This window comes from uncultured Thiohalocapsa sp. (assembly GCF_913062725.1).
GTDB lineage: Bacteria > Pseudomonadota > Gammaproteobacteria > Chromatiales > Chromatiaceae > Thiohalocapsa.
Map to the genome: position 1 here is coordinate 37277 of NZ_CAJXWY010000012.1, position 21586 is coordinate 58862.

At 67.8% G+C, this 21586-nt stretch carries 21 protein-coding genes; 5 read left to right on the plus strand and 16 right to left on the minus strand.

Annotation, left to right across the window (positions count from 1 at the left end; translation table 11 throughout):
- Window positions 1-6 precede the first annotated feature (6 nt).
- The 3 genes from QZ588_RS04920 to QZ588_RS04930 form a co-directional block, all read right to left on the minus strand.
- Window positions 7-642 (minus strand): V-type ATP synthase subunit D, encoded by a 636-nt coding sequence (locus QZ588_RS04920; RefSeq protein WP_295540475.1) that lies wholly within the window; start codon window positions 640-642, stop codon window positions 7-9.
- A gap of 246 nt (window positions 643-888) precedes the next feature.
- Window positions 889-2343, minus strand: a complete 1455-nt coding sequence (locus QZ588_RS04925; protein WP_295540476.1) for a deoxyribodipyrimidine photo-lyase — start codon at window positions 2341-2343, stop codon at window positions 889-891.
- Between the two features lie 175 nt (window positions 2344-2518).
- A complete protein-coding gene (locus QZ588_RS04930) occupies window positions 2519-3451 on the minus strand; it encodes a histone deacetylase family protein (RefSeq protein WP_295540478.1) in 933 nt (310 codons plus the stop codon).
- A gap of 72 nt (window positions 3452-3523) precedes the next feature.
- On the opposite strand from QZ588_RS04930, the gene QZ588_RS04935 reads away from it, so the two are divergent.
- Window positions 3524-6205: a bifunctional acetate--CoA ligase family protein/GNAT family N-acetyltransferase gene (locus QZ588_RS04935; protein WP_295540480.1), complete on the plus strand. Its 2682-nt coding sequence runs from the start codon at window positions 3524-3526 to the stop codon at window positions 6203-6205.
- Window positions 6206-6292: 87 nt separating this feature from the next.
- Here QZ588_RS04935 and QZ588_RS04940 read toward each other — a convergent pair whose 3' ends face one another.
- The 4 genes from QZ588_RS04940 to QZ588_RS04955 all read right to left on the minus strand — a co-directional run bounded on the left by QZ588_RS04940 (window position 6293) and on the right by QZ588_RS04955 (window position 8959).
- The gene (locus QZ588_RS04940; protein WP_295540482.1) at window positions 6293-6748 is read right to left on the minus strand and encodes a lipocalin family protein; all 456 of its coding nucleotides are present in this window, start codon (window positions 6746-6748) and stop codon (window positions 6293-6295) included.
- 104 nt (window positions 6749-6852) lie between these two features.
- Window positions 6853-7476, minus strand: a complete 624-nt coding sequence (locus tag QZ588_RS04945; RefSeq protein ID WP_295540483.1) for a DUF6134 family protein — start codon at window positions 7474-7476, stop codon at window positions 6853-6855.
- Between the two features lie 117 nt (window positions 7477-7593).
- Window positions 7594-8373 carry a DUF1295 domain-containing protein gene (locus QZ588_RS04950; protein ID WP_295540485.1) on the minus strand — a complete coding sequence of 260 codons (780 nt, stop codon included), beginning with the start codon at window positions 8371-8373 and terminating at the stop codon, window positions 7594-7596.
- Window positions 8366-8959: a DUF2878 domain-containing protein gene (locus QZ588_RS04955; protein WP_295540487.1), complete on the minus strand. Its 594-nt coding sequence runs from the start codon at window positions 8957-8959 to the stop codon at window positions 8366-8368. The genes QZ588_RS04950 and QZ588_RS04955 overlap by 8 nt, the downstream gene beginning before the upstream one ends.
- A 193-nt stretch (window positions 8960-9152) precedes the next feature.
- Between QZ588_RS04955 and QZ588_RS04960 the strand changes: the two genes are divergently transcribed.
- Window positions 9153-9872 (plus strand): OmpA family protein, encoded by a 720-nt coding sequence (locus tag QZ588_RS04960; protein WP_295540489.1) that lies wholly within the window; start codon window positions 9153-9155, stop codon window positions 9870-9872.
- Window positions 9873-9886: 14 nt separating this feature from the next.
- On the opposite strand, the gene QZ588_RS04965 is transcribed toward QZ588_RS04960, so the two are convergent.
- The 3 genes from QZ588_RS04965 to QZ588_RS04975 all read right to left on the minus strand — a co-directional run bounded on the left by QZ588_RS04965 (window position 9887) and on the right by QZ588_RS04975 (window position 11668).
- Window positions 9887-10264 carry a hypothetical protein gene (locus QZ588_RS04965; RefSeq protein WP_295540491.1) on the minus strand — a complete coding sequence of 126 codons (378 nt, stop codon included), beginning with the start codon at window positions 10262-10264 and terminating at the stop codon, window positions 9887-9889.
- A gap of 67 nt (window positions 10265-10331) precedes the next feature.
- Window positions 10332-10730 (minus strand): NifB/NifX family molybdenum-iron cluster-binding protein, encoded by a 399-nt coding sequence (locus QZ588_RS04970; RefSeq protein WP_295540492.1) that lies wholly within the window; start codon window positions 10728-10730, stop codon window positions 10332-10334.
- A gap of 230 nt (window positions 10731-10960) precedes the next feature.
- Entirely contained in the window at window positions 10961-11668 is a 708-nt protein-coding gene (locus tag QZ588_RS04975; protein WP_295540494.1) for a Crp/Fnr family transcriptional regulator, read from the minus strand.
- Window positions 11669-11786: 118 nt separating this feature from the next.
- Between QZ588_RS04975 and QZ588_RS04980 the strand changes: the two genes are divergently transcribed.
- Entirely contained in the window at window positions 11787-13745 is a 1959-nt protein-coding gene (locus QZ588_RS04980) for an ATP-binding cassette domain-containing protein (protein ID WP_295540496.1), read from the plus strand.
- Window positions 13746-13811: 66 nt separating this feature from the next.
- Here QZ588_RS04980 and folE2 read toward each other — a convergent pair whose 3' ends face one another.
- The 3 genes from folE2 to QZ588_RS04995 all read right to left on the minus strand — a co-directional run bounded on the left by folE2 (window position 13812) and on the right by QZ588_RS04995 (window position 16169).
- Window positions 13812-14624, minus strand: a complete 813-nt coding sequence (gene folE2, locus QZ588_RS04985) for a GTP cyclohydrolase FolE2 (protein WP_295540498.1) — start codon at window positions 14622-14624, stop codon at window positions 13812-13814.
- A 234-nt stretch (window positions 14625-14858) separates the two neighbouring features.
- Window positions 14859-15788: a farnesyl diphosphate synthase gene (locus QZ588_RS04990; protein ID WP_295540500.1), complete on the minus strand. Its 930-nt coding sequence runs from the start codon at window positions 15786-15788 to the stop codon at window positions 14859-14861.
- Window positions 15789-15857: 69 nt separating this feature from the next.
- Window positions 15858-16169 carry an exodeoxyribonuclease VII small subunit gene (locus QZ588_RS04995; protein ID WP_295540502.1) on the minus strand — a complete coding sequence of 104 codons (312 nt, stop codon included), beginning with the start codon at window positions 16167-16169 and terminating at the stop codon, window positions 15858-15860.
- Window positions 16170-16296: 127 nt separating this feature from the next.
- Between QZ588_RS04995 and parE the strand changes: the two genes are divergently transcribed.
- Together parE and QZ588_RS05005 are read left to right on the plus strand one after the other, a co-directional pair.
- Complete coding sequence (parE, locus tag QZ588_RS05000) at window positions 16297-18183, plus strand: DNA topoisomerase IV subunit B (protein ID WP_295540503.1); 1887 nt, start codon at window positions 16297-16299, stop codon at window positions 18181-18183.
- 61 nt (window positions 18184-18244) lie between these two features.
- Complete coding sequence (locus tag QZ588_RS05005; RefSeq protein WP_295540505.1) at window positions 18245-19372, plus strand: FIST N-terminal domain-containing protein; 1128 nt, start codon at window positions 18245-18247, stop codon at window positions 19370-19372.
- A gap of 152 nt (window positions 19373-19524) precedes the next feature.
- On the opposite strand, the gene QZ588_RS05010 is transcribed toward QZ588_RS05005, so the two are convergent.
- From QZ588_RS05010 to QZ588_RS05020, 3 genes are all read right to left on the minus strand, one after another.
- On the minus strand, window positions 19525-20370 hold the full coding sequence (locus QZ588_RS05010; protein WP_295540508.1) for a putative DNA-binding domain-containing protein: 846 nt from the start codon (window positions 20368-20370) through the stop codon (window positions 19525-19527).
- Window positions 20333-21190 (minus strand): DUF692 domain-containing protein, encoded by an 858-nt coding sequence (locus QZ588_RS05015; protein WP_295540509.1) that lies wholly within the window; start codon window positions 21188-21190, stop codon window positions 20333-20335. Before QZ588_RS05015 ends, QZ588_RS05010 begins: the two co-directional genes overlap by 38 nt.
- A gap of 118 nt (window positions 21191-21308) precedes the next feature.
- Window positions 21309-21584, minus strand: a complete 276-nt coding sequence (locus tag QZ588_RS05020; RefSeq protein ID WP_295540511.1) for a low-complexity protein — start codon at window positions 21582-21584, stop codon at window positions 21309-21311.
- Between the last annotated feature and the right edge of the window lie 2 nt (window positions 21585-21586).

Genomic DNA, 21586 nt, shown 5'->3' on the forward strand with positions numbered 1-21586 from the left:
TGCGACTCAGCCCGCGCCTGGCTGCTGCTGGCGCTCGCGCAGCACCTTGACCTGGAACAAGGTGTTGCGCTCCTCCTCTTCGAGCGCGGACTGGATGAAGTGGATGCTGCGGCGATACAACGGAATGATGTTGTACTTGAGGGCATTGACCCGCTTTTGCGCCTTGCGCTGCTCCTCCATGAGCCGGTGCAGAGCGATTTCCACCTCCCCCAGGCGCGCCAGCACCACGGCGGCGTCGGCGAGGCGCTCGCGGGTGTTGTCGAAGCTCGCATCACTGCCGAGCAGGCCCACGGGCTCGATGGGGCGGCGCTCGGCGTTGACGGCCGGGTATTCCACGCCCAGCGAGCGGCGCGGCAGGATCTCCACGCTAAGCGCCGGCGGGGCACCCAGCGCCGCTTGATGCAGTCCGCGGCTGCCCATGCGCAGATGCGTGATACCCAGGCACCGATAGGCGTCGTCCAGCGCGTGCCGGCTTTCCTCGCGCAACCGGCGGTACTCGCCGATGCGCTCATACACCAGCCGGGTCAAGAGCTCGCGCTTGCGCTCGAGCAGGTCGTGGCCCTCTTCAAGAAATTTGACCTGCTTCTTCAGCTTCAGCAGCGTGTTCTTGGTGGGCGGGACCTTGAGGACTTGCTGGGCCATGGGTTCAGCTCTGGCGGTTACGAGGCTGGATACGACGCCGGAGACGACGTTGGGCGTTCAGCGTCCGCGGTGGCCGCTGGGGCACATGGGTTCTGGACACTCGGCCGCGATGGCCCGCGGGGTGCGCTCTGGCGCCGGCGTGCGGGGCGGGGGCATCGGGACGGACCTCCGGCTCACGTTGCATGCGCATAGGGTAACCCGCGACGGGCGGCTGAGCGATGTGCGGCGTCAACGCCGGCCCCGCCGTCAGTGGCGTTGCTTGATCTGCTCGAAGGCCGCCAGCGCCTCCGCCCGCGAGGTTTTCAGATCCACCACCGGGGCCGGATAATCCCGGCCGAGGCGAACACCCAGGGCGTCCAGTGCGGCGGGCTTCGCGGCCCACGGCTGATGGATCAACTTGTTCGGCAGCGCCGCGAGCTCTGGACACCAGCGGCGCACATAGGCGCCGTCGGGGTCGAAGCGCTCGCCCTGGCGCACCGGGTTGAAAATACGAAAGTAGGGGGCGGCATCGGCGCCGCTGCCGGCGGCCCACTGCCAGCCCTGGGTGTTGCTGGCGAGGTCCGCATCCACCAGGGTATCCCAGAACCAGCGCGCCCCTTCCTGCCAGGGCAGACGCAGATTCTTCGTGAGCAACGAGGCGACCACCATCCGCACCCGGTTGTGCATCCAGCCCGTCTGCCAGAGCTGGCGCATGCCGGCATCGACGATGGGGATGCCGGTGCGCCCGCGCTGCCAGGCGCCGAGCAGGGCGCCGTCGTCGGCGCGCCACGGGAAGTGGGCGAATTTGGGGTCCAGAGGCTCCGACGGCGTTTGCGGGAAGTGAAACAGCATCTGCAGACTGAATTCACGCCAGCCGAGCTCGCGCACGAAGTGTCCGGCGCCGTCGGCGGCGACATCGCCGCCGGCCGCGCGCACGGCCGCAAGGACCTGCCGCGGCCCGAGCTCGCCCCAGTGCAGGTGCGGCGAGAGTCCGGAGGTGCCGGCCTCGGCGGGGCGCTCGCGGCCATCGGTGTAGCCTCGCATGGCGCCCTCCAGGAAGGTATCCAGGCGCGCCGCGGCGCCGGCGCCGCCCGGGCGCCAGGTGGCGGCGAGGCCCTGGTCCCAGGGAATGCGCGGCAGCAGCCCCAGCGCCTCCACGGGCAGGCTGTCCAGGCCGGGCGGGAGCGGCGGCAGTGCGGCGGGTGGCGGGTCGGGCGCCGGTATTTCTGCAAGCGCGGGCACGCAGCGCCGCCAGTAGGGGCTGAACACGCGGTAGGGCTCGCCGGCGCCGGTCTTGAACGTCCAGGGCTCGAAGAGCATGGCCGCGTTATGGCTCTCGCAATGGACGCCGTCGGCGCGCAGGGCCTGCTTGACCGCCGTGTCGCGCGCGACGGTGGCCGGCTCGTAGAGCCGGTTCCAGTGGCATTCGCTGGCCCCGGTAGCGGCGATGAGCCGGCGCAGGGCGGGCAGCGACTCGCCGCGCATCACCACCAGCGCGGAGCCCAGCGCCGCGAGCTCGCCGGCCAGGGCCGTCAGGCTGTGATGCTGCCACCAGCGCGCGGCACCGCCCGGCTGCCAGGGCGCCTCTTCGTCCGGCGCGTGGATGTAGACGGGCACCACCCGCTCGCAGCGCGCCAGGGCATGGGCCAGCGCCGGGTTATCGGCGAGCCGCAGATCACGGCGGAGCCAGAGGAGGGCGGTCTTGGAGGACGAGGATGACATGCACGCTGCCCTGGTGTTATGAGTTGAACCGGCGACGGCGCGCGCGGGCGGCGAGCCCGCACGCAGTTGGTGTCTGGAAAAGCGCCTGGCCGACGCCTGAGCTGCCCGCGGCGGCAACCAGGTGGCCGCCAGCAGGGACCCATCCGGCGGACCCAGCCGGGCCGCGGCGCCAGGGTCAGCCGTGGCCGATGAGCTCGTCGAGATGTACGGCGACGCTGCGCCCGAGGGCGGAGAGGTTGTAGCCGCCCTCCAGGCAGGAGACGATGCGGCCGCCGGCGTGGCGCTCGGCGAGGTCATGCAATTGCTTGGTCATCCAGGCGTAGTCCGGCTCGCGCAGATTGAAGTGCGCCATGTCGTCTTCGATGTGGCCGTCGAAGCCCGCGGAGACCATCACCAGCTGCGGCGCGAAGGCCTCCAGCCGGGGCAGCCATTGCTGCTCCACGGCGCTGCGAAAGGCGGCGCCGTCGGTGCGTGCGGGCAGCGGCAGGTTCAGCACGTTCGGTGCCCGACTGTCGGCGCCCGTGCCGGGGTAGAACGGATGCTGGAAGCTGGAGCAGAACAGCACGCGCTCGTCGCCGGCGAAGATGTCTTCCGTGCCGTTGCCATGGTGGACGTCGAAGTCGACGATGACGATACGCTCGAGGCCGTGCTCGGCCATGGCATGGGCGGCGCCGACGGCGACGTTGTTGAAGAAGCAAAAGCCCATGGCCGCCTTGCGCTCGGCATGGTGCCCCGGCGGGCGCACGGCGCAAAAGGCGGCATGGTGGCGCTCACCCATGACCAGGTCGACGCCGTACGCGGCGGCACCCGCGGCCCGCAAGGCGGCATTGAGCGTGCCCTTGTTCATCGCCGTGTCGCCGTCGAGCCACACCAACACGTCCTCGGCATCCGGTGCGGCCTCGAACACCGTCTCCACATAGCCCGCATCGTGGACCCGCAGCAGTTGCTCGCGGGTCGCCTTGGGGGCGTCATAATGTGACACCAGCATCTCCAGGCCAGCGGCGATCAGGCGGTCCGTGATGGCGTGCAGGCGCTCGGGCACCTCGACGTGGTGGGCGCCCATCTGGTGCAGGCGGCAGTCTTCGTGGGAGATGAAGGCGAGATTCATGCTGGCGGCCCCGTGGTGATACTTTGTGTCACCAAAGCTTAATCCCTTTACCGCCCGGGAGGGCAAGTCTCCATGCGGCTGTCCGATGTCGATCAGTTGTTCGTACCCGATGCGGTGGCCGTGTTTGGCGCCAGCGAGCGCGACGATGCGCTCGGGACGCTGGTGTTCCGCAACCTGCTGGCGGCGGGCTTCAAGGGGCACTGCTACGCCATCAATCCGAAGTACGACACGATCCAGGGCCATCCCTGCTGGCCGAATCTGGCGGCGCTCGACAAGCACGTGGACCTGGCCCTGATCGCAACACCCGCCGAGAGCGTGCCTGAGATCCTGGACCAATGCGGCAACTTCGGCGTGCGCGCGGCGGTGGTGCACTCGGCGGGCTTCGCCGAGAAGGACACGCGCGGCTCGGTGCTGCAGGAGCGCATGGTGGAGGCCGCCCGGCGCAACCGCATCCGCGTACTGGGTCCGAACTGCCTGGGGGTCATGCGCCCGTCCAACGGGCTCAATGCCCTGTTCGGTCCGGCGCTGGCGCGGGACGGCCGCATCGCGCTGGTGTCGCAGTCCGGCGCGGTGTGCAGCGCCATGCTGGACTGGGCCGGGCCGAGACGGCTCGGCTACTCGGCCGTGGTCTCCCTGGGGGCGGCGGCGGACGTGGATTTCGGTGACGTGCTCGACTACCTGGCGCTGGACCCCAAGACCCAGAGCATCCTGCTCTACGTGGAAGGCATCCGCAACGCCCGGCGCTTCATGAGCGGTCTGCGGGCGGCGGCGCGGCTGAAGCCGGTGGTGGTGGTGAAAAGCGGCCGTCATCCGGCGGGCTCGCGGGCGGCGTTATCCCACACGGGCGCCTGGGTGGGCTCCGTGGAGGTGTTTTCGGCGGCGATGGAGCGCAGCGGTGCCGTGCAGGTGGAACGGCTTTGGCAGTTGTTCGCCGCGGCGCAGGTCTTCGGCGCCGGGCGCCGGCTGGCCGGAGACCGCATCGCCATCATCTCCAATGGCGGCGGCCCCGGTGTATTGGCGGCGGACCGGGCGGTGGAGCGCGGTCTCAAGCTCGCGCAGTTCACCGACGCCACCCGCGCCGCCCTGGAGCAGGCCCTGCCGCGGCACTGGTCGCACAACAATCCGGTGGATGTCATCGGTGACGCCACCGAAGCGCGCTACCGCGCCGCGCTGGACGCCTGCCTGAAGGACGAGAACGTCGACGGTGTGGTGGCGCTGCTGGCGCCGGTCGCCGATTGCGGCGATCCCACCGCCAGTGCGGAACAGGTCATCGCCGCTTGCAAGCAGACCCGCAAGCCGGTGCTCACGAGCTGGATGGGGCAGGCGAGTGTCGGCGAGGCGCATCGCCTGTTCTCCGAGGCCGGCGTACCGCACTTCGAATCCCCCGAGGTGGCGGTGGACGCCATGTCCTATCTGGCCGAGCACACGCGCAATCAGCGGCTGTTGGTGCAGTCGCCCGGGCCCCTGTCCCAGCAAAGCGCGCCGGATGTGGAGGGGGCACGCCTCATCATTGAAGGCGTGATGGCCGAGGGGCGCAAGACACTCGGCACCATCGAGGCCAAGGCGGTGCTGTCGGCGTTTCGCATCCCCACCACGCAGGCGGTGATCACCCGCAGCCCCAACGAGGCACTGATGGCGGCGGAGACCTTGGGATTTCCGGTGGTGCTGAAGATCAGCTCGCCGGATCTCGGGCACAAGTCGGATGTGGACGGCGTGCGCCTGAATCTGTGCGATGCCCAGAGCATCCGCCGCGCCTATACCGAGCTCACCGAGCGCGCCGCCAGGCTGCGTCCGGAGGCAGGCATCGACGGCGTCACCGTCGAGCATATGGTGCCGACACGGGCGGCGCGGGAGCTCATGATTGGGGTCTGCCGGGATCCGGTGTTCGGCCCCGTCATCAGCTTCGGCGCCGGCGGCACGGATATGGAGCTGATGCTGGATCAGGCGCTCGGGCTGCCGCCGCTCAACGCTTTCATCATCCAGACCATGATTGCGCATACGCGGGTAGCGCGGCTCATGGGCGCCTACAGCAACAAGCCACCCATGAACCGCCAGGCGCTCGCGCGCATCCTCCAGCGCGTGTCAGAGATGGTGTGCGAGGTGCCGGAGATCATGGCCATGGAGGTCAACCCGCTCATCGGCAACGACCTCGAAGTCATCGCCGTGGATGCCCGTATCCATGTCGCTTACCGGCCGCCGCAGCAGTCGCTCTATGGCCATATGGCCATCCACCCCTATCCACAGCATCTCATCGAGCGGGTGCCGCTGCCCGACGGCTCGGATCTCACCATCCGCCCCATTCGCCCGGAGGATGCGGAAATGGAGCAGAACTTCGTCCGCGGCCTGTCGGAGCAGACCAAGTATTTCCGCTTTATGCAGGCCATCAAGGAGTTGTCGCCGGAGATGCTCGTGCGCTTCACGCAGATCGACTACGACCGCGAGATGGCCCTGATCGGCGTGATGGACAATAGCGGGCGGGAGGATCAGGTGGGTGTGGCGCGCTACATGACCCATCCCGATGGCGATAGCTGCGAGTTCGCCATCGTCGTCGCCGACCATGTGCGCAGCCGTGGCATCGGTGCGCGGCTCATGAGCTCGCTCATGCAAAACGCCCGTGCCCGTGGGCTGCGCATCATGGAAGGGGAGGTGCTCGCTGCCAATACGCGCATGCTGGCGCTGATGAAGTCCCTCGGCTTTCGCGTCGCCACCGACCCCAACGACACCAGCGTCAAGTTGGTGACGAAGGTGCTCTGACTCGCGACGGTCCGTGCCGAGCAGGCGGCGGGCACGGCGGTGTCATGGATGCGGTTGGTACAGATGAGAGCCGACGGAGATGCGGCATCAGCCGGTCTCGTGGGGTGGGCGCTGGAGCTTGTCTGCGTCGTAGCCGACGGATTCGATGAACGCCTGTATCCGGGCGAACTCGGCGTCGCTGAGCTCCGGCGTGCGCTTCATGACCCAGACGTAGTCGCGCTTGGCGCGACCGATGACCGTGGTTTGATAGTCCTCATCGAGATAGATGATGCGAAAGTCGCCCTTGATGGGCCAGAGGAACTGCATGCCCCAGTGCGCGTTGGTCGTTGTGTCCAGCACGAAGCCCTTGGGATGAAAGGTCTTGAGTGGTCCGTCGAAACCGCCCTTGTTGAAGGTGAAGGTGGTAGCGATGGTGCCGTCGGGGTTGAGCTTGTAGCGCTCGATGGGGTTGTAGGCGTCTTTCTCGACGAAGGTCGGAATGTTCGCCACCACGTACCAATCGCCCATGAAACGCTTCAGATCGACGTAAGGAACGGTATCCATGGGTTCGCCTCCACCTTCAGTGCAGCCTGAGACCAGAAAGAGCGCCGCGGCCGCGGCCAGTGCGGCGGCCGCCGCGTATCGGAGTGAGCGCGATAGCCGATGCATCACATGACCCGCCGATAAATGAGCCGTCGACCCTGGCCGGTGTCGCTCTCGAGCCCCACCCAGCCGAAGTCGTCGTTGTACCAGAGGTCGATGGTGAGCTCCCCTGTTTCCAGCGCATAGCGTTCGGCCGGTACATGATCACCACTGTCCACTTCGACTGTGTCGCGTCCCCGCGGCTGCACCCGCACCCGCTCGAGATCGCCGGTCTGCGGGTTGAGTAGCCGAGGCATGTCCAGAAACGCCTTGTCCCAGTAGGCGAAGGTTTTCACGCAACCGTCTGCGCGCTCAATGGTGTCCTCGGTCCTGATACGAAAGGCGTCGTCCATGGCCTCGCCGTTGACCGCGTAGCGCTTGCCGTTGTCGTTGGTCGTGGCGTCGATGGCCAGCAGACAGCCGTCACGGAATACTTCGTTGCTGGTGTGGCGATAACGATAGGCGGTGATGAAGAGGAAGCCGACTTCGAAGGCCGCCCGGCTGGTGACGCTGGTGGTTGCTCCATTCTCGGCGATGCGGAAGCTGTGCTCGCCGATGGGACGGTTGTCCAGGTACACCTGAAACCGCAGTTGCTCGGCCCAGGCGGCGCTGGCGGACATGTAGCCGGCCATCGAGAGTACGGCGACCATTGCCGCCGACGCCAGGTGGCGGGCCCTGTTCGCACACCGGCCGGGGGGCTTGTTCGAGCGCATGGTGGAGTCCTCCTGATAAGCCCGGCACGGCTGCGGGGCAAAGTGGTGGTGGCGCTAGAGCGATGTCCTGGGCGGACCGGGGAAAAAGGCATTGGTGCGGCGAACGTAGTCGCCGTAGGCCGGACGGCGCTCGTCGATGTCCTTCTCCAGCAGGCTGACACCGGAGACCCGCAGCAGCAGATAGGTCATGAGCAGCGGACCGATGATGGTCCACCAGGCGCCGGCGGCGAGGGCAAACAGATAATACGCCCACCAGATGCAGGCCTCGCCGAAATAGTTGGGATGGCGGGTGTAGCGCCAAAGCCCCGTGTCGAGCACCCGATGGTGGCTGCCTGGCTGTGACCTGAAGCGCGCGAGCTGCTGGTCACCGATGGTCTCGAAACCAAAGCCCAGCAGCCACAGGGCCACGGCGGCGAAATCCAGCCAGCCAAGCGGCGCGGCGCCGAGCACGGTGCCCAGGAGCGGCAATGAAATGATCCATGCCAGGATCGCCTGAAGTGCGAAGACGATGTACAGGCTCCTGAGCCAGAAGCCGGGCCCGTTGTCGGTGCGGATGGCCCGATAGCGTCGATCCTCCGGCTGGCCCAGATTGCGCAGGGTGATGAACACCGACAGGCGCACGGCCCAGACGGTGACGATGAACAACAATAGGTATGCGCGCTCGGTCAATGCCGGCGCCAGGGTGATGTAGGTAATGGTCAGGGCGAGGAAGAACAGCGACCACAGCGAGTCGATGAAGCTCACGTCGCGCTTGGGAATGCTGAGCAGCCACGCCGCGACGGCCATGCCGAGCACCACCGCCAGGCCGGCACCATAGACGTCGACGTCAAACATGGCTGCCGGCTCCTGCGTCGCCCGTCTGCGCTGGTGCTGGCGGGGATAGGCCGTCCCAGCGAGCCGCCAGCGCTACCAAGACCGGCAGGGCCACCGCCCAGCCGACGGCAACCGCAACCATGGCGACGAGCTTGTCGGGGAAGCTCGCGGCGCCGAACTCTGCGCCCACGGCGTAGGCGAGAGGCGCACTCAGAGCACCGATGGCCATGGTTAGGGCGTAGCGGCCACGCAGCCAGCGCAGCGATACGTTGAGCAAGGTGGCGAAGGCGGCCCAGGTGGCCAGAATCCACAGCGGCGGCAGCCAGCGCACCGGTGTGCCGCCGGTGTAAGCGACCCAGCCATGGCCCGCAATCTGCCCATCCCACAGTGCACCCAGGGCCACCGCTGCAGCAATCACCATGGCCTCACGCCGCGGCTGCGGTGCCATGCGAAGATGCAGCCAGACGACGGCGACCGCGGCGGCCACACCCAGCCAGGGCAGCCCCTTCGCGCCGCCCAGCACGCAGGCGAGCCAGCAGCCAGCGAACAGCAGCAAGCCGAGCAACATGCGCGCCAGAGTGGGCTGATAGCGGTCGGGGTAGGACATACTTGGACAGTGCCGGCGTGGTGCCGTCTCAGAGTTTCGTTATGGCGCAACGTTGAGCGGGGCGGGGGCCATCACAAGCCCCCGGCGGCTGGCGGGCCGCCACGGCGGTGATACCATGGTCGTGGTGCGGGCTGGCCTGGTGTGCGCCGCGTCCGTCATCTTGAGCAAGTCGTTTTGGAGGCCTATGAAACACATGTCCAATCAACCGCGTCGGGCATCGGTGCCCGGCGTCCGACGGGACTTGGCGCTGGCGACGCTGTGCGGCCTGGTCTTGGGGGGCTGCGCGACGGACGAATTCGGCAATCGCCGCGCGCTCACCGAATCCGAGGCCGGCGTGGCCATTGGCTCTGCGGCCGGCGCCGCAGCTGGAGCGCTGCTCGGCTCACGCAGCGCGGATGCCGGTAAAGGGGCGTTGATCGGTGCCGTTGGCGGTGCCATTGCTGGTGGCCTCGTGGGCAGTTATATGGAGCGCCAGCGCAAGGATTTCGAGCGGGTGCTGGCGGCGGAGATCGCCCGTGGTGATATCCGTGTCGAGGCGCTGCCCGACGATCGTCTGCGGGTCGGGATGACCAGCAGCACCGCCTTCGATGTGGACTCCACCGATATCAAGCCCGGATTCTACAGCACGCTGGACAAGATCAGCGCCGTGGTGAACAAGTACGGGAAGACCCGGCTCGATATCGCCGGGCATACCGACGACACCGGCACGGCGGCCTACAACCAGGGCCTGTCCGAGCGACGGGCGGCGGCGGTGGAATCCTACCTGCTCACCGAGCGGGTGCTGCCCCAGCGCCTGCGCAGCAGCGGCTATGGCGAGTCCAGGCCCGTGGCCAGCAACACCAGCGCCTACGGCCGCACCCTGAATCGGCGCGTGGAGATCACCATCGACCCCATCGTCGCCGAAACCGGCTGATGACAACGCCGGTGTCAGCGGAGCTCGTCGGCGCGCAACAGCTCGATCTGGCACACCGGCGTCATGCGCACCACATAGCGCTCGCCGGGCGCCAGGACGACACGCTGCTGGCAGTGGTTGAAGCCCAGGTCGTAGCCAAGCCGATACTCCCCCGGGTCGATCGTGAAGCTGAATTGCTGGCCCCAGCGCAGTGCGTGGACATGGCGGCCATCGATTTTGACCAACATCGATACCGGGGCGCCGAGCACCGAGCGGCTGCGCTGTACGGTCACACGCGCCGCCGGCTCTGTCGACGTGAGCGACGGCACCGGTCCCATGCGGCCTGCGGCGCATCCCGCGAGCGCGCCGAGCGCAACCAGAACGATGAGGGTCGGCAACGGAGTCGGGCGCATGAGGAGCCATCAGGCAGGGTTGAACGCTGGCGATTCCTACGATAGTCCCTGCCCACCGCCCTGGCCGTCAAGCCTCCGGGCCGCTGAAACCGTGTCCGTGGCCGCGCCCGCCGCCGGCACCATGGTCGTGTGGCGGCGCCTCCGGCAGGGACGCGCCCGCCGCCACTGCGGTGACCGCCCGCCGGATATCCGTCTCCGCTGTGGCCACCACGCGGATTCCGCGCCGGTCCATGCGCTGCACGAAGCCGGCGCCGGCGCTGGCGGTGATCACGGCGTCCAGGCCCAGACCGAACAGCGGATGATCGTCGCCGTGGTACTCGTGCAGGGAGAGTGCCTTCGGCAGGTCGAGACGCTCCAGTTCCTGTGGCGTCTCCCCCGGCTTGGCGTGGTAGACGATGAAGCGTCGGGACTTCCCGGCATGGCCGGTAATGGTGCGGAAGTTTTGGCTGGAGACTGCGATACGCATGGATGGGTGGTACCTGAGAAATCGGCCGTATTGGCTCGGCGGCGCTGGCTCGGGGCAAGTCCCGAGAGCGGCGACTCGCCACGCCCCACCGACATGAGGAAGACCCGCGGCATGCGTCCAAACTAACGGGCCAGCGGGCGCATGGCATTGAAAAGGATCAACGGGACGCTGCTGCGCGAGCATTCCCCGGCGGCGCGCCCCGGGCATCGCGCTGGCGCCCCCGCCGCGGGCTAATCCTCGGCGAGTCGGCGCAGGTTCGGGATGTCGAGGATGAAACGGTTCGGGCGCGTCTCCACCAGGAGGCGCTCGCGCTTGAAGCCCGCGATGGTCCGGCTGGCGGTCTCGGTGGTGATACCGAGCATGGCGCCCATGTCCTCGCGGCCGAAAAGCTCGCACTCGGTGGCGTCGTGATCGCGCACCAGGCGCAGGAGCAGGCGCGCGACCCGTTGCCGGGCCGAGCCGGTGGAAAGCTCCGTGAGCCAGGCGTCCGCCTCGTTCAGCGCCCGCTGCCAGCGCGCCATGAGCTCACGGTGCAGTTGTGGGTTATCCTGGCTCAGCTGACGGACCACCCGGGTCGGGAAGCGGCAGACCTCGGAGCGCTGCAGGGCGATGGCGTCGTGATGGTAGCCTTCATCCAGCATCGCCTCCAGCCCCAGTACGTCCGCCCCGCGGACGATGCGCACGATGCGCTGGCTGCCATCGGGCAGGTATTGCACCAGCTTGATGGAGCCGGAGCGAACGGTGTACATGTAGGCGCTGGAATCCCCGGTTTTGTACAGGGTCGTGCCGGGCTTCAGATCGAACTGATCGATGGGATCGTGGATAAGGTCGAAGTCCGTTTCTGAGAGCCCGGCGAACAGCGCCGTGGTGCGCAACGCGCAGTTGCGGCAGTCGGCCTCGCCGGCCCAGGCCTCGCGCAGTGTCACGGACTTCACCATAAGACTGATTAAACCTCGCCCTGTACAATACCGGATGAATGACAATCGTCAAATTGTAAACGATTTTGCTTAGCCTTTGGCGCTTCCGCTGAAGCGGCGCCAGCGCTCGTACAACGCCATGTCTTTGCTCTCTCTGCAATCCATCGTGCTCTCCTACGGGGCACCCAATCTGCTCGATGGCGTCGATCTGACCATCGAGCCCGGGGAGCGGGTGTGCTTGCTCGGGCGCAACGGCACCGGTAAATCGACACTGTTGCGCATCATCGCCGGCGATGTCCAGCCGGATGCCGGGGAGGTCCGCCGCGGCGATGGCGTGCGGATCGCACGGCTGGCACAGGAAGCGCCCACGGGCGCGCACGAGCGCGTGCTGGACGTGGTGATGGGCGGACTCGGGTCCCTCGGCGCCGCAGCCGCCGAGTATTTGCACCTGAGCCACCTGCTCGCGGCCAGCGCCGAGCCCAGTGCGACCGACCTGGCGCGGCTGGCGGCCGTGCAGCAACGTCTGGACGCAGAGGACGGCTGGGCCATCGAGCAACGCGCCGAGCGGGTCATCAGCCGCCTGGGGCTCGATGCGGAGGCTCGGTATGCAAACCTCTCCGGCGGCTTGCGCCGGCGTGTGATGCTGGCGCGGGCGCTGGTCTCGGAGCCGGATCTGCTGCTGCTCGACGAGCCCACCAACCATCTGGATGTGGATACCATCGAGTGGCTGGAGGAGTTCCTTCTGGGCTTCGGCGGCAGCATCCTGTTCATCACCCACGACCGTCGCTTCCTGCGCCGGCTTGCGACCCGCATCCTGGAGCTCGACCGCGGCCGGCTCACCGACTGGCCGGGCGATTACGACAATTACCTGCGCCGCCGGGCGGAACGGGTGCATGCCGAGACCCAGGCGCAGGCGCGCTTCGACAAAAAGCTCGCCGAGGAGGAAGTCTGGATTCGCCAGGGCATCAAGGCGAGGCGCACCCGCAACGAGGGTCGCGTGCGCGCGCTCGAGGCCATGCGCGCAGAGCGCCGTGAGCGCCGTCACGGGCCCGGCAACGCCCGTCTGCGGCTCGACAGCGGTGAGCGCAGTGGCAAGCTGGTGGTGGAGGCCCAGGGGGTGCATTTTGGCTACGGACAAGGGGAGGGCGATGCGGCGGTCATCGACGGCCTCGACACCCTGATCCTGCGCGGCGACCGCGTCGGCATCATCGGGCCGAACGGCGCCGGCAAATCCACGCTGCTCAAGCTGCTGTTGGGCCAGCTGCAACCCGACGCCGGCCACATCCGTCTCGGTACCAGCCTGCAAATCGCCTACTTCGACCAACTCCGGGCCCAACTGGACCCCAATCGCAGCGTTCGCGACAACGTCGGCGGCGGCAGCGACGTGATCGAGGTGGGCGGGCGCCGCATCCATGTGCTCTCCTATCTCAAGGACTTCCTGTTCGCGCCGGCGCGCGCCCAGCAGCCCGTCTCGGCACTCTCCGGCGGCGAGCGTAATCGCCTGCTGCTGGCGCGGCTCTTCACCCAGTCGGCCAACCTGCTGGTGATGGACGAGCCCACCAATGATCTGGATGTGGAGACGCTCGAGCTGCTGGAGGAATTGCTCTCGGACTTCGACGGCACCTTGCTGTTGGTGAGTCACGACCGTCAACTGCTCGACAATGTCGTGACCTCGACGCTGGTGCTGGAGGGCGATGGCAAGGTACGGGAGTACGTCGGCGGTTGGTCCGACTGGATGCGCCAGCGGCGGCGTGCGCCGGCGGCGCCTGCCGAAGCGCCGAAGCCGGCGCGCGCGCCCGGGTCGCCGGCGGCCGGGGAGACACCCACTGGGCGGACAAACACTGGGCGGACAAACACTGGGGACGCGGCGACACGCAGGAAGCTCAGCTACAAGGAGCAACGGGAGCTGCAGGCGCTGCCGGCGCGGATCGAGCAGCTGGAAGCCGAGCAGGCGGTGCTGCGACAACGCCTGGCCGACCCCTCCCTGTACCGCGAGGGTGGCGCCGAGGTGACCGCCGTGCAGGGCCGATTGGCGGCATTGGAGGAGCAACTCGCCGCCGACTACGCCCGCTGGGAAACCCTCGAGGCCGCGACTTAGCCCCGACGAGTGCGGTGCACCGAGACGGACCTGTGGCGGGTCTGAAAGACAGCCGCGTCGGCGGCGTCAGTCGAGGGTCTTGTCGCGCTCGATCAGCGCATAGGCCGAGTGGTTATGGATGGACTCGAAGTTCTCCGCCGTCACCACATAGGCGCTGATGCGTTCGTCGTCGTTGAGTCGCCGGGCAACGTCGCGGACGGTATCCTCGACGAACTTGGGGTTGTCGTAGGCGCGCTCGGTGACGTGCTTCTCATCGGGGCGCTTCAGGAGCCCGTAGAGCTCACAGGACGCTTCCGCCTCGACCATTTCGATCAGCTCCTCGATCCACAAAAAGCCCCGGGTGCGAGCCTCCACCGTGATGTGGGAGCGCTGGTTGTGAGCGCCGTAGTCGGAGATCTGCTTGGAACAGGGGCAGAGACTGGTGACGGGCACGACGGCCTTGATGGACATCTGCGACCTGCCGTCGCGGATCTCGCCGATCAGCGTGACATCGTAGTCCATCAGGCTGGGGACGCCGCTGACCGGCGCGTGCTTCTTGACGAAGAACGGAAAGCGCATCTCGATGTGGCCGGCCTGCGATTCCAGCCGCTGCGCCATTTCCACCAGCATTTGCTTGAAGGTGCCGACGCCGATCTCGTCTTCGTGCCCATTGAGGATGGCGACGAAGCGCGACATGTGCGTGCCTTTGAAATTGTGCGGAAGGTACACGAACATGTTGAAAGTGGCCACCGTGTGTTGCTCGTGGCCGCTGCGGTCCTTGATGCGCACCGGATGGCGGATGTCCTTGATGCCGACCTTGTCGATGGCGATCTGCCTGCTGTCGGCACTGCCCTGGACATCGGCGATGGCGGTTGTGGCTGTCGAGAGCCTGGAATCCATTGACTGCATCCTCAACGAGAAGTCCCGCTCGGGGCACCGGCGGGCGGTACCGAATGGGTGGTTGCGGGGAGGTGTGCGCGGGTTGGGCCGAAGAAAACGGGTAGTCCTCGTGGATATTATCCGCACAGACCGGCACTTGCATGAGCCCGGGATTATCGGGGATCGGATCTGGGAGGGCAAATGCGGACGACCATGCCAGTGCGCGGGCCGCCCACGGCATTGGCGGCGGGGGCGTCAGCGATCCCGGGCGATGATGTAGTCCGCGATCCAGCGCAGCGGGTCCGCGCCCGCGCCGAAGTCGCGCAGGGCGGCGAGCGCCGAGTCCACCAACGCGCGTGCGGCGGCATGGGCGGCTTCGACGCCGAGCAGCGAGGGGTAGGTGGCCTTGTGGTGCGCCGCATCGGCTCCGCTGGTCTTGCCGATGACCGCGGTGTCGCCCTCCACATCCAGCAAATCGTCCTGCACCTGAAAAGCGAGCCCGATACAGGCCGCGTAGTGGTCCATCGCGGCGGCCCGTGCCTGGGCCTGCGCCGGATCCTGATCCGCCGCCTGCCCATGCGGCGGCGTGTCGGCCGCAATGGCGGCCATGGCGACGGCGGCGCGGATCAGCGCCCCGGTCTTGTGCTGATGCAGGTTCTTGAGCGCGTCCAGATCGAGTTGTCGGCCTTCCGAGGCGAGATCCAGGACCTGGCCGCCGAGCATGCCGCCGGCGCCCGCCGCCTGCGCCAGGCGCGCGACCATGGCCACCCGCGCTGCGGGCGGGTTGTGCGGATCGGTGGCGAGCACTTCGAACGCGAGCGTCTGCAAGGCGTCCCCGGCCAACAACGCCGTCGCCTCATCGAAGGCCTTGTGGCATGTGGGGCGGCCGCGGCGCAGATCGTCGTCATCCAGCGACGGCAGATCGTCGTGCACCAGCGAGGAGGCGTGGATCAGCTCCAGTGCCGCTGCGGCTGCGTCCACACGCTCCCAGGAGACGCCGGTGGCGCGGGCGGCGGCGTAGGCGAGAATGGGACGCACGCGCTTGCCGCTACCCAGCACGGCGTAGCGCATGGCCGCATGCAGGCGCTCGGGCGAGGTGTCGGCGGCCGGCAGCGAGGCGTCGAGCACCGTTTCGATGCGCGCGCGGCACTGCGCCATCAGCGGGCCTAGGGGGTCTTCGCTCATGGGGCATTCCTGCAGCGGGATCGGCTTCTGGTTGCAACGGGCCGGCGCCGCGACGGCTGCGCACCCGGCTCAGTCGCGTGTGTCATCGCCGAAGGGCTCCGGGGCCGCCGTCTCAGACGACTCGGTGAGGATGCGCACGCGTTGCTCGGCGGCGTCGAGCGCGTGCTGGCACGCACGGGTGAGGCCGATGCCACGCTCGAACACCGCGAGCGATTCCTCCAGCGTGAGCCCGTCGCCCTCGAGGCGCTCCACCAGGGCCTCCAACTCCGCCATGGCGCGCTCGAACTGCGGCGGCTCGGCGATGTCGGCGGGCTCGCCTGTGCTGGTCTCTGCGTTGGGGTTGCTGGCGTCGGTGACGTCTGTGACAGTGTTCTTGCTCATGTGTGGTTTGTGTGATGCATCGCGGATACGGTAGCTTAGGGGAATTTTGTGGTCAATTTCCGCGCGCCCACCGCCGACTGGTGAGCGGGCCGGGGGTGGACCCTTGCGCAGGAGTATTGCCCCGCCGATGAAAGGCACCTACGACGCCTCTTCCATCGAGGTCCTGAGCGGCCTTGACCCGGTGCGCAAGCGCCCGGGTATGTACACGGATACCGCCCGCCCGAACCACCTGGCGCAGGAGGTGATCGACAACAGTGTCGACGAGGCGCTGGCAGGGCATGCCACACGCATCGACGTCACCCTGTTCGCCGACGGCTCCTGCGAGGTGGCCGACGATGGCCGCGGCATGCCTGTCGACGTCCATCCACAGCTGGGGCTGCCGGGCGTCGAAGTGATTCTCACCAAGCTGCACGCGGGGGGGAAGTTCAACAGCAACAGCTACCGTTTCGCCGGCGGCCTGCACGGTGTTGGTGTCTCGGTGGTGAACGCGCTCTCCAAGCAGTTGCAGATTTGGATCAGGCGCGACGGCAAGGAATACCATATGGCCTTCGCCGATGGGCACAAGCGCACGGCGCTGGCGGCGGTGGGCAGCGTCGGGCGCGGCAACAACGGCACCCGGCTGCACTTCTGGCCGGATCCGGCGTATTTCGACTCGCCCAAGTTCTCGGTCCGCCAGCTCACCCACCTGTTGCGGGCCAAAGCCGTGCTTTGTCCCGGCCTCGAGGTCCGCTTTCGGGATGAGGCGAGCGGAGAAGAGCGCACCTGGTGTTATGAGGACGGTCTCAAGGACTACCTGCAGCAGGCCCTGGCAACGCTGTCGACGGTACCGTCACCGCCCTTCGTCGGTAATATGGAGGGGAGGACAGAGGCCGCCGCCTGGGCGGTCACCTGGCTGCCCGAGGACGGTGACCCCGTCAGCGAAAGCTACGTGAACCTGATACCGACGGTGCAGGGCGGCACCCACGTGAACGGCCTGCGCACCGGGCTCACCGAGGCCGTGCGGGAGTTCTGTGAGTTCCGCAATCTGCTGCCCCGGGGTGTACGCTTGGCACCGGAGGATGTCTGGGCCCGGGCCAGCTGGGTGCTGTCGGTGAAGCTGACGGAGCCGCAGTTCTCCGGTCAGACCAAAGAGCGGTTGTCGTCGCGGGAGTGTGCCGCCTTCGTATCCGGCGTGGTCAAGGATGCGTTCAGTCTGTGGCTGAACGAGCACGTGGCCGATGGCGAGCGCATCGCCGAGCTCGCCATCGCCGGCGCCCAGGCCAGACTGCGGGCGGGGCGCAAGGTCACACGCAAAAAGGTCACTCAGGGACCGGCGCTGCCCGGCAAGCTCGCCGACTGCACCAGCACCGATCCCGAGCGCAGCGAGCTCTTCCTGGTGGAGGGCGACTCCGCCGGCGGCTCCGCCAAGCAGGCGCGCGACCGGGAGTTCCAGGCGATCATGCCGCTGCGGGGCAAGATTCTGAACACCTGGGAAGTCGACCCGGCGGAGGTACTGGGCTCCCAGGAGGTGCATGATATCGCCGTCGCCATCGGCGTCGACCCGGGCAGTGATGACCTGACCCGACTGCGCTTCGGCAAGATCTGCATCCTGGCGGATGCGGATTCCGACGGTGCCCACATTGCGACCCTGCTGTGTGCCCTGTTCTACCGGCACTTCCCGCGGCTGGTGGCGGAGGGGCATGTGTATGTGGCCATGCCGCCGCTGTATCGCATCGACGTGGGCAAGCAGGTGTTCTACGCCCTGGATAACGACGAGCGCCAGGGCATTTTGGATCGCATCGCCGCCGAGAAGCTCAAGGGCAAGGTCAGTGTGCAACGCTTCAAGGGACTCGGCGAGATGAATCCGGCCCAGCTGCGGGAGACCACGATCCACCCGGATACCCGGCGCCTGGTGCAGCTGACGGTTGTGCCCGACGACGGCAGCGGCACCTTGATGGATATGCTGCTGGCAAAAAAGCGTGCCGCCGACCGCCGCGCCTGGCTGCAGGAGAAGGGTGACCTGGCGGCGGTGTAAGCCCAGCCGCCGCCGACACCCACCGCGCCCATCGCCATCAACCACACTTGCAGGTGCCGCCATGACGCCATTTTGCTACGCTCATGCCGCCGCTGACGACTGGGAAGCCGCGCTCGCGCAGGTGGCCGACGGTCTCGTCGACGCCCGCGGGAACCTCGGCTTTATCTACGTCACCGAGGCCGTGAATCCACATCTCGATACGGTCCTCGCCCGGCTGCGGGAGGTTACCGGCGCCGAGCACTGGGTGGGCGCCGTCGGCATCGGCATTTGCGCCACCGGCGTCGAGTACTACGAGCGGCCTGCCATCGCCGCGATGCTCGCGGACCTGCCGGCGGAGGCCTTTCGGGTGTTTCCGCCGGTGCGCGAGGACGCGGCGGTGCTCGACGACCTGCTGGCCGAGTGGCTCGGGCCGAATAACGAGCCCTTCAGCGGTCCCTTCATCGGCTTGGTCCATGGCGACCCGGCGAACCCCCTGACCGAGACCCTGGTGAGCGGCATCGCCGAGCGCACCACCACGGGCTTCCTCGTCGGCGGCCTCGCCAGCGCCCGGGAGACGGCGCGGGTGGTGGCGGACACGCCTGCAGAGGGTGGCGTGGCCGGCGTCCTGTTCACCGACGCCGTTGGCATCCAGACCAACCTGAGCCAGGGCTGCTCACCCATCGGCCCGCACCATGCCATCACCGAGTCCGAGCGCAATGTGCTGATTCGCCTGGACAACCGCCCGGCGCTGGATGTCTTCAACGAGGACATCGGCGAAGTCCTGGCGCGCGATCTCTCCCGCGTCGCCGGCTACATCTTCGCCGGGCTCCCCATCCCCGGCTCGGACACCGGCGACTATCTGGTGCGCAATCTCATCGGCGCCGACACCGAGCGCAAGCTGCTCGGCATCGGCGATCTGGTGGAGCAGGGCCGGGACATGATGTTCTGCCGGCGCGATGCCGCCAGCGCCCGCGAGGATCTGAGCCGTATGCTCACGCACCTCAAGGCCCGCCTCAGCGGCCCACCGCGGGGCGGCGTCTATGTGTCCTGTCTCGGCCGCGGCGCCAGCCTCTTCGGCGACGACTCCCAGGAGCTGAAGCAGATTCGCGACGAGCTCGGCGACTTTCCGCTGGTGGGCTTCTATGCCAACGGCGAGATCTTCCGCGACCGGCTCTACGGCTACACGGGTGTGCTGACCCTGTTCACCTGACTACCGTCAGCGGCGGGTGCTGGCGGCGGTCTCCGCCCGTCAGCAGGGGCGCCCTGGTGGCGCCGGCGCACACCCGTCGCAGGCGCGACGGCCGCCCGTGGCCGTGGGACTGTGCGAGCGCCGGGTCAGTCGGCGTTGGCCCCGGACCTACGCTAAATCGCGTCCGGCGAGCCGGGGTCCAGCCAGCGGGTGCCGAGGATGACGTCGCGGCGGCGAAGGTCAGCGAGCATGCGGGCGCCGGCGGCGATGACCTTGTCCGGCGCCGGATGCCCAAGCTCGGCGGCGATGACCTGCATGGCCTCGCGGCCGGTGCGCGGGGTGGCGTCCTCCAGCAGCGCCAGCAGGCGGTGCGTGACGGCGTTGACTTCGAGGAACTCGATGCGCTCGGCGCGGTTGCGATAGACCACCAGATGGGTGGGGGCGTCGGCGGGCGCGTCGGGCTGGAATTCGGGTCCGATGCGATGCACCGGAAAGCGATAGCGCAGGTTCCATACCAGCGGCGAGAGCACCGGGGCGGCGTCCAGCAGATCGCCGTTGGGGTTCGCCCGGCTGGGGTCGGGCTCGTCGTCACTGACCCCCAGCGCCAGTTCCACCCATTCGTAGTGCGCCAGCTCCAGCAGGAAGGGCGGGTCGTCGGTGGCCTGCCGGGCGCGGGTGGTGCCGAGATAGTCCAGGAACTCCTGGGAGATTTCGAGAAACAAGGGCGTCGCCGCCCGGTGTTGCACCATGAAGTCCCGGATCAGGGCGCGCCAGCGCGCCTGCGGCAGAATGCGGCGCAGCACCGGGAAGCTGGAGCCGAGCAAGCCCGCGAGATTGTTGAAACACAGATCCCGATAGATGGCCATGCGGCGGTCTTCGATCCCCGCCGGCGCAGGCGCGTGCTCGGGGTCGCGGATGTGCGCCGCGAAGGCGCGTTGCACCGACTGGAAGTCGTCCGCCACGGTGGCCTTCGCCGCCTGCTCAGGCATGGGCCGCCGCCCGATCCGCAGTGGACTCATGGTGTGCCTGCATGGCTGCGATGCGGGCCACCTCCGCGTTCAGCTGCTCCAGCGGCGGGATGTTGAAGTCCCGCTCCAGCAGTGTCGGGAAGACGCCAAAGGCACCGTAGGCGTGTGCCAGCAGGTCCCAGACGGGGTCGATGACAGCGGCGCCGTGGGTATCTACGAGCAAGTCCGGTGCTTCCACGTAATGTCCGGCCACGTGGCCGTAGACCACGCGCTCTGCGGGCAGGGCTTCCAGGAAATCAACAGCGTCGTAGCCGTGGTTGATGCTGTTGACGTAAATATTATTCACGTCCAGCAGTAGATCGCAGTCCGCTTCTGTCAGCACCGCGTTGATGAAGTCGATCTCGCGCAGCTGCTGGCCGGGTGCCGCATAGTAGGACACATTTTCCAAGGCGATCCGCCGCTCCAGGATGTCTTGCACCCGGCGCACGCGCTCGGCAACATGGTGGACGGCAGCCTCCGTAAAGGGGATGGGCATCAGATCATAGAGCTGGCCGTCGTCGGAGGTATAGCTCAGGTGCTCGGTGTAGACCTGGATCTGGTGGGTGTCCAGAAAGTCCTTCACTCGCCGCACGAAGGCCTCGTCCAACGCTGCCGGCGAGCCGATGGATAACGACAGCCCGTGACAGACGAAGGGGTAGCGCTCGGTCATGGCGCGAAACAGACGCCCGAAGCGTCCGCCGACGCCGATCCAGTTCTCCGGCGCCACTTCGTAGAAGCTCACGGCCGGCGGCGGTTGCTCCACGGCTTGGGCGATGAGTTCCCGCCGCAGGCCGAGACCCGCGCCGCGGATCGGATAGCGTGGCTCGTGCATGACAATGGGCGCTGTTGCCTGGGGTGGTGCGGGGAGCGCCGAGCCCGGTCACCCGGGCCCGGCGTTGCGCGTACTGGGGTCACGGCGCATGCTGCTCAGGCGGCCGGCAGCATGGCCATCAGCTCGTGCTGCCGCACATGCCCTCGCCGCACTTGCCCTCACCGCATTTGCCTTCGCCTTCGCCCTTGGCGTCACCGCACTTACCCTCGCCGCACTTGCCTTCGCCACACTGACCCTCGGCGCCGGCCACCTGCATGTAGCCGCCGTCGAGCTCGATGGCGCTGAATAGCTCGTCTGCGGACACGTCCGTGGCGGCGGCATGGGCGGTGCTCAAGCCGCCGGCGAGGGCGGCGCCGACGATGGCGGCAACGGGGGTGATGGTCTTTTTGGGCATGC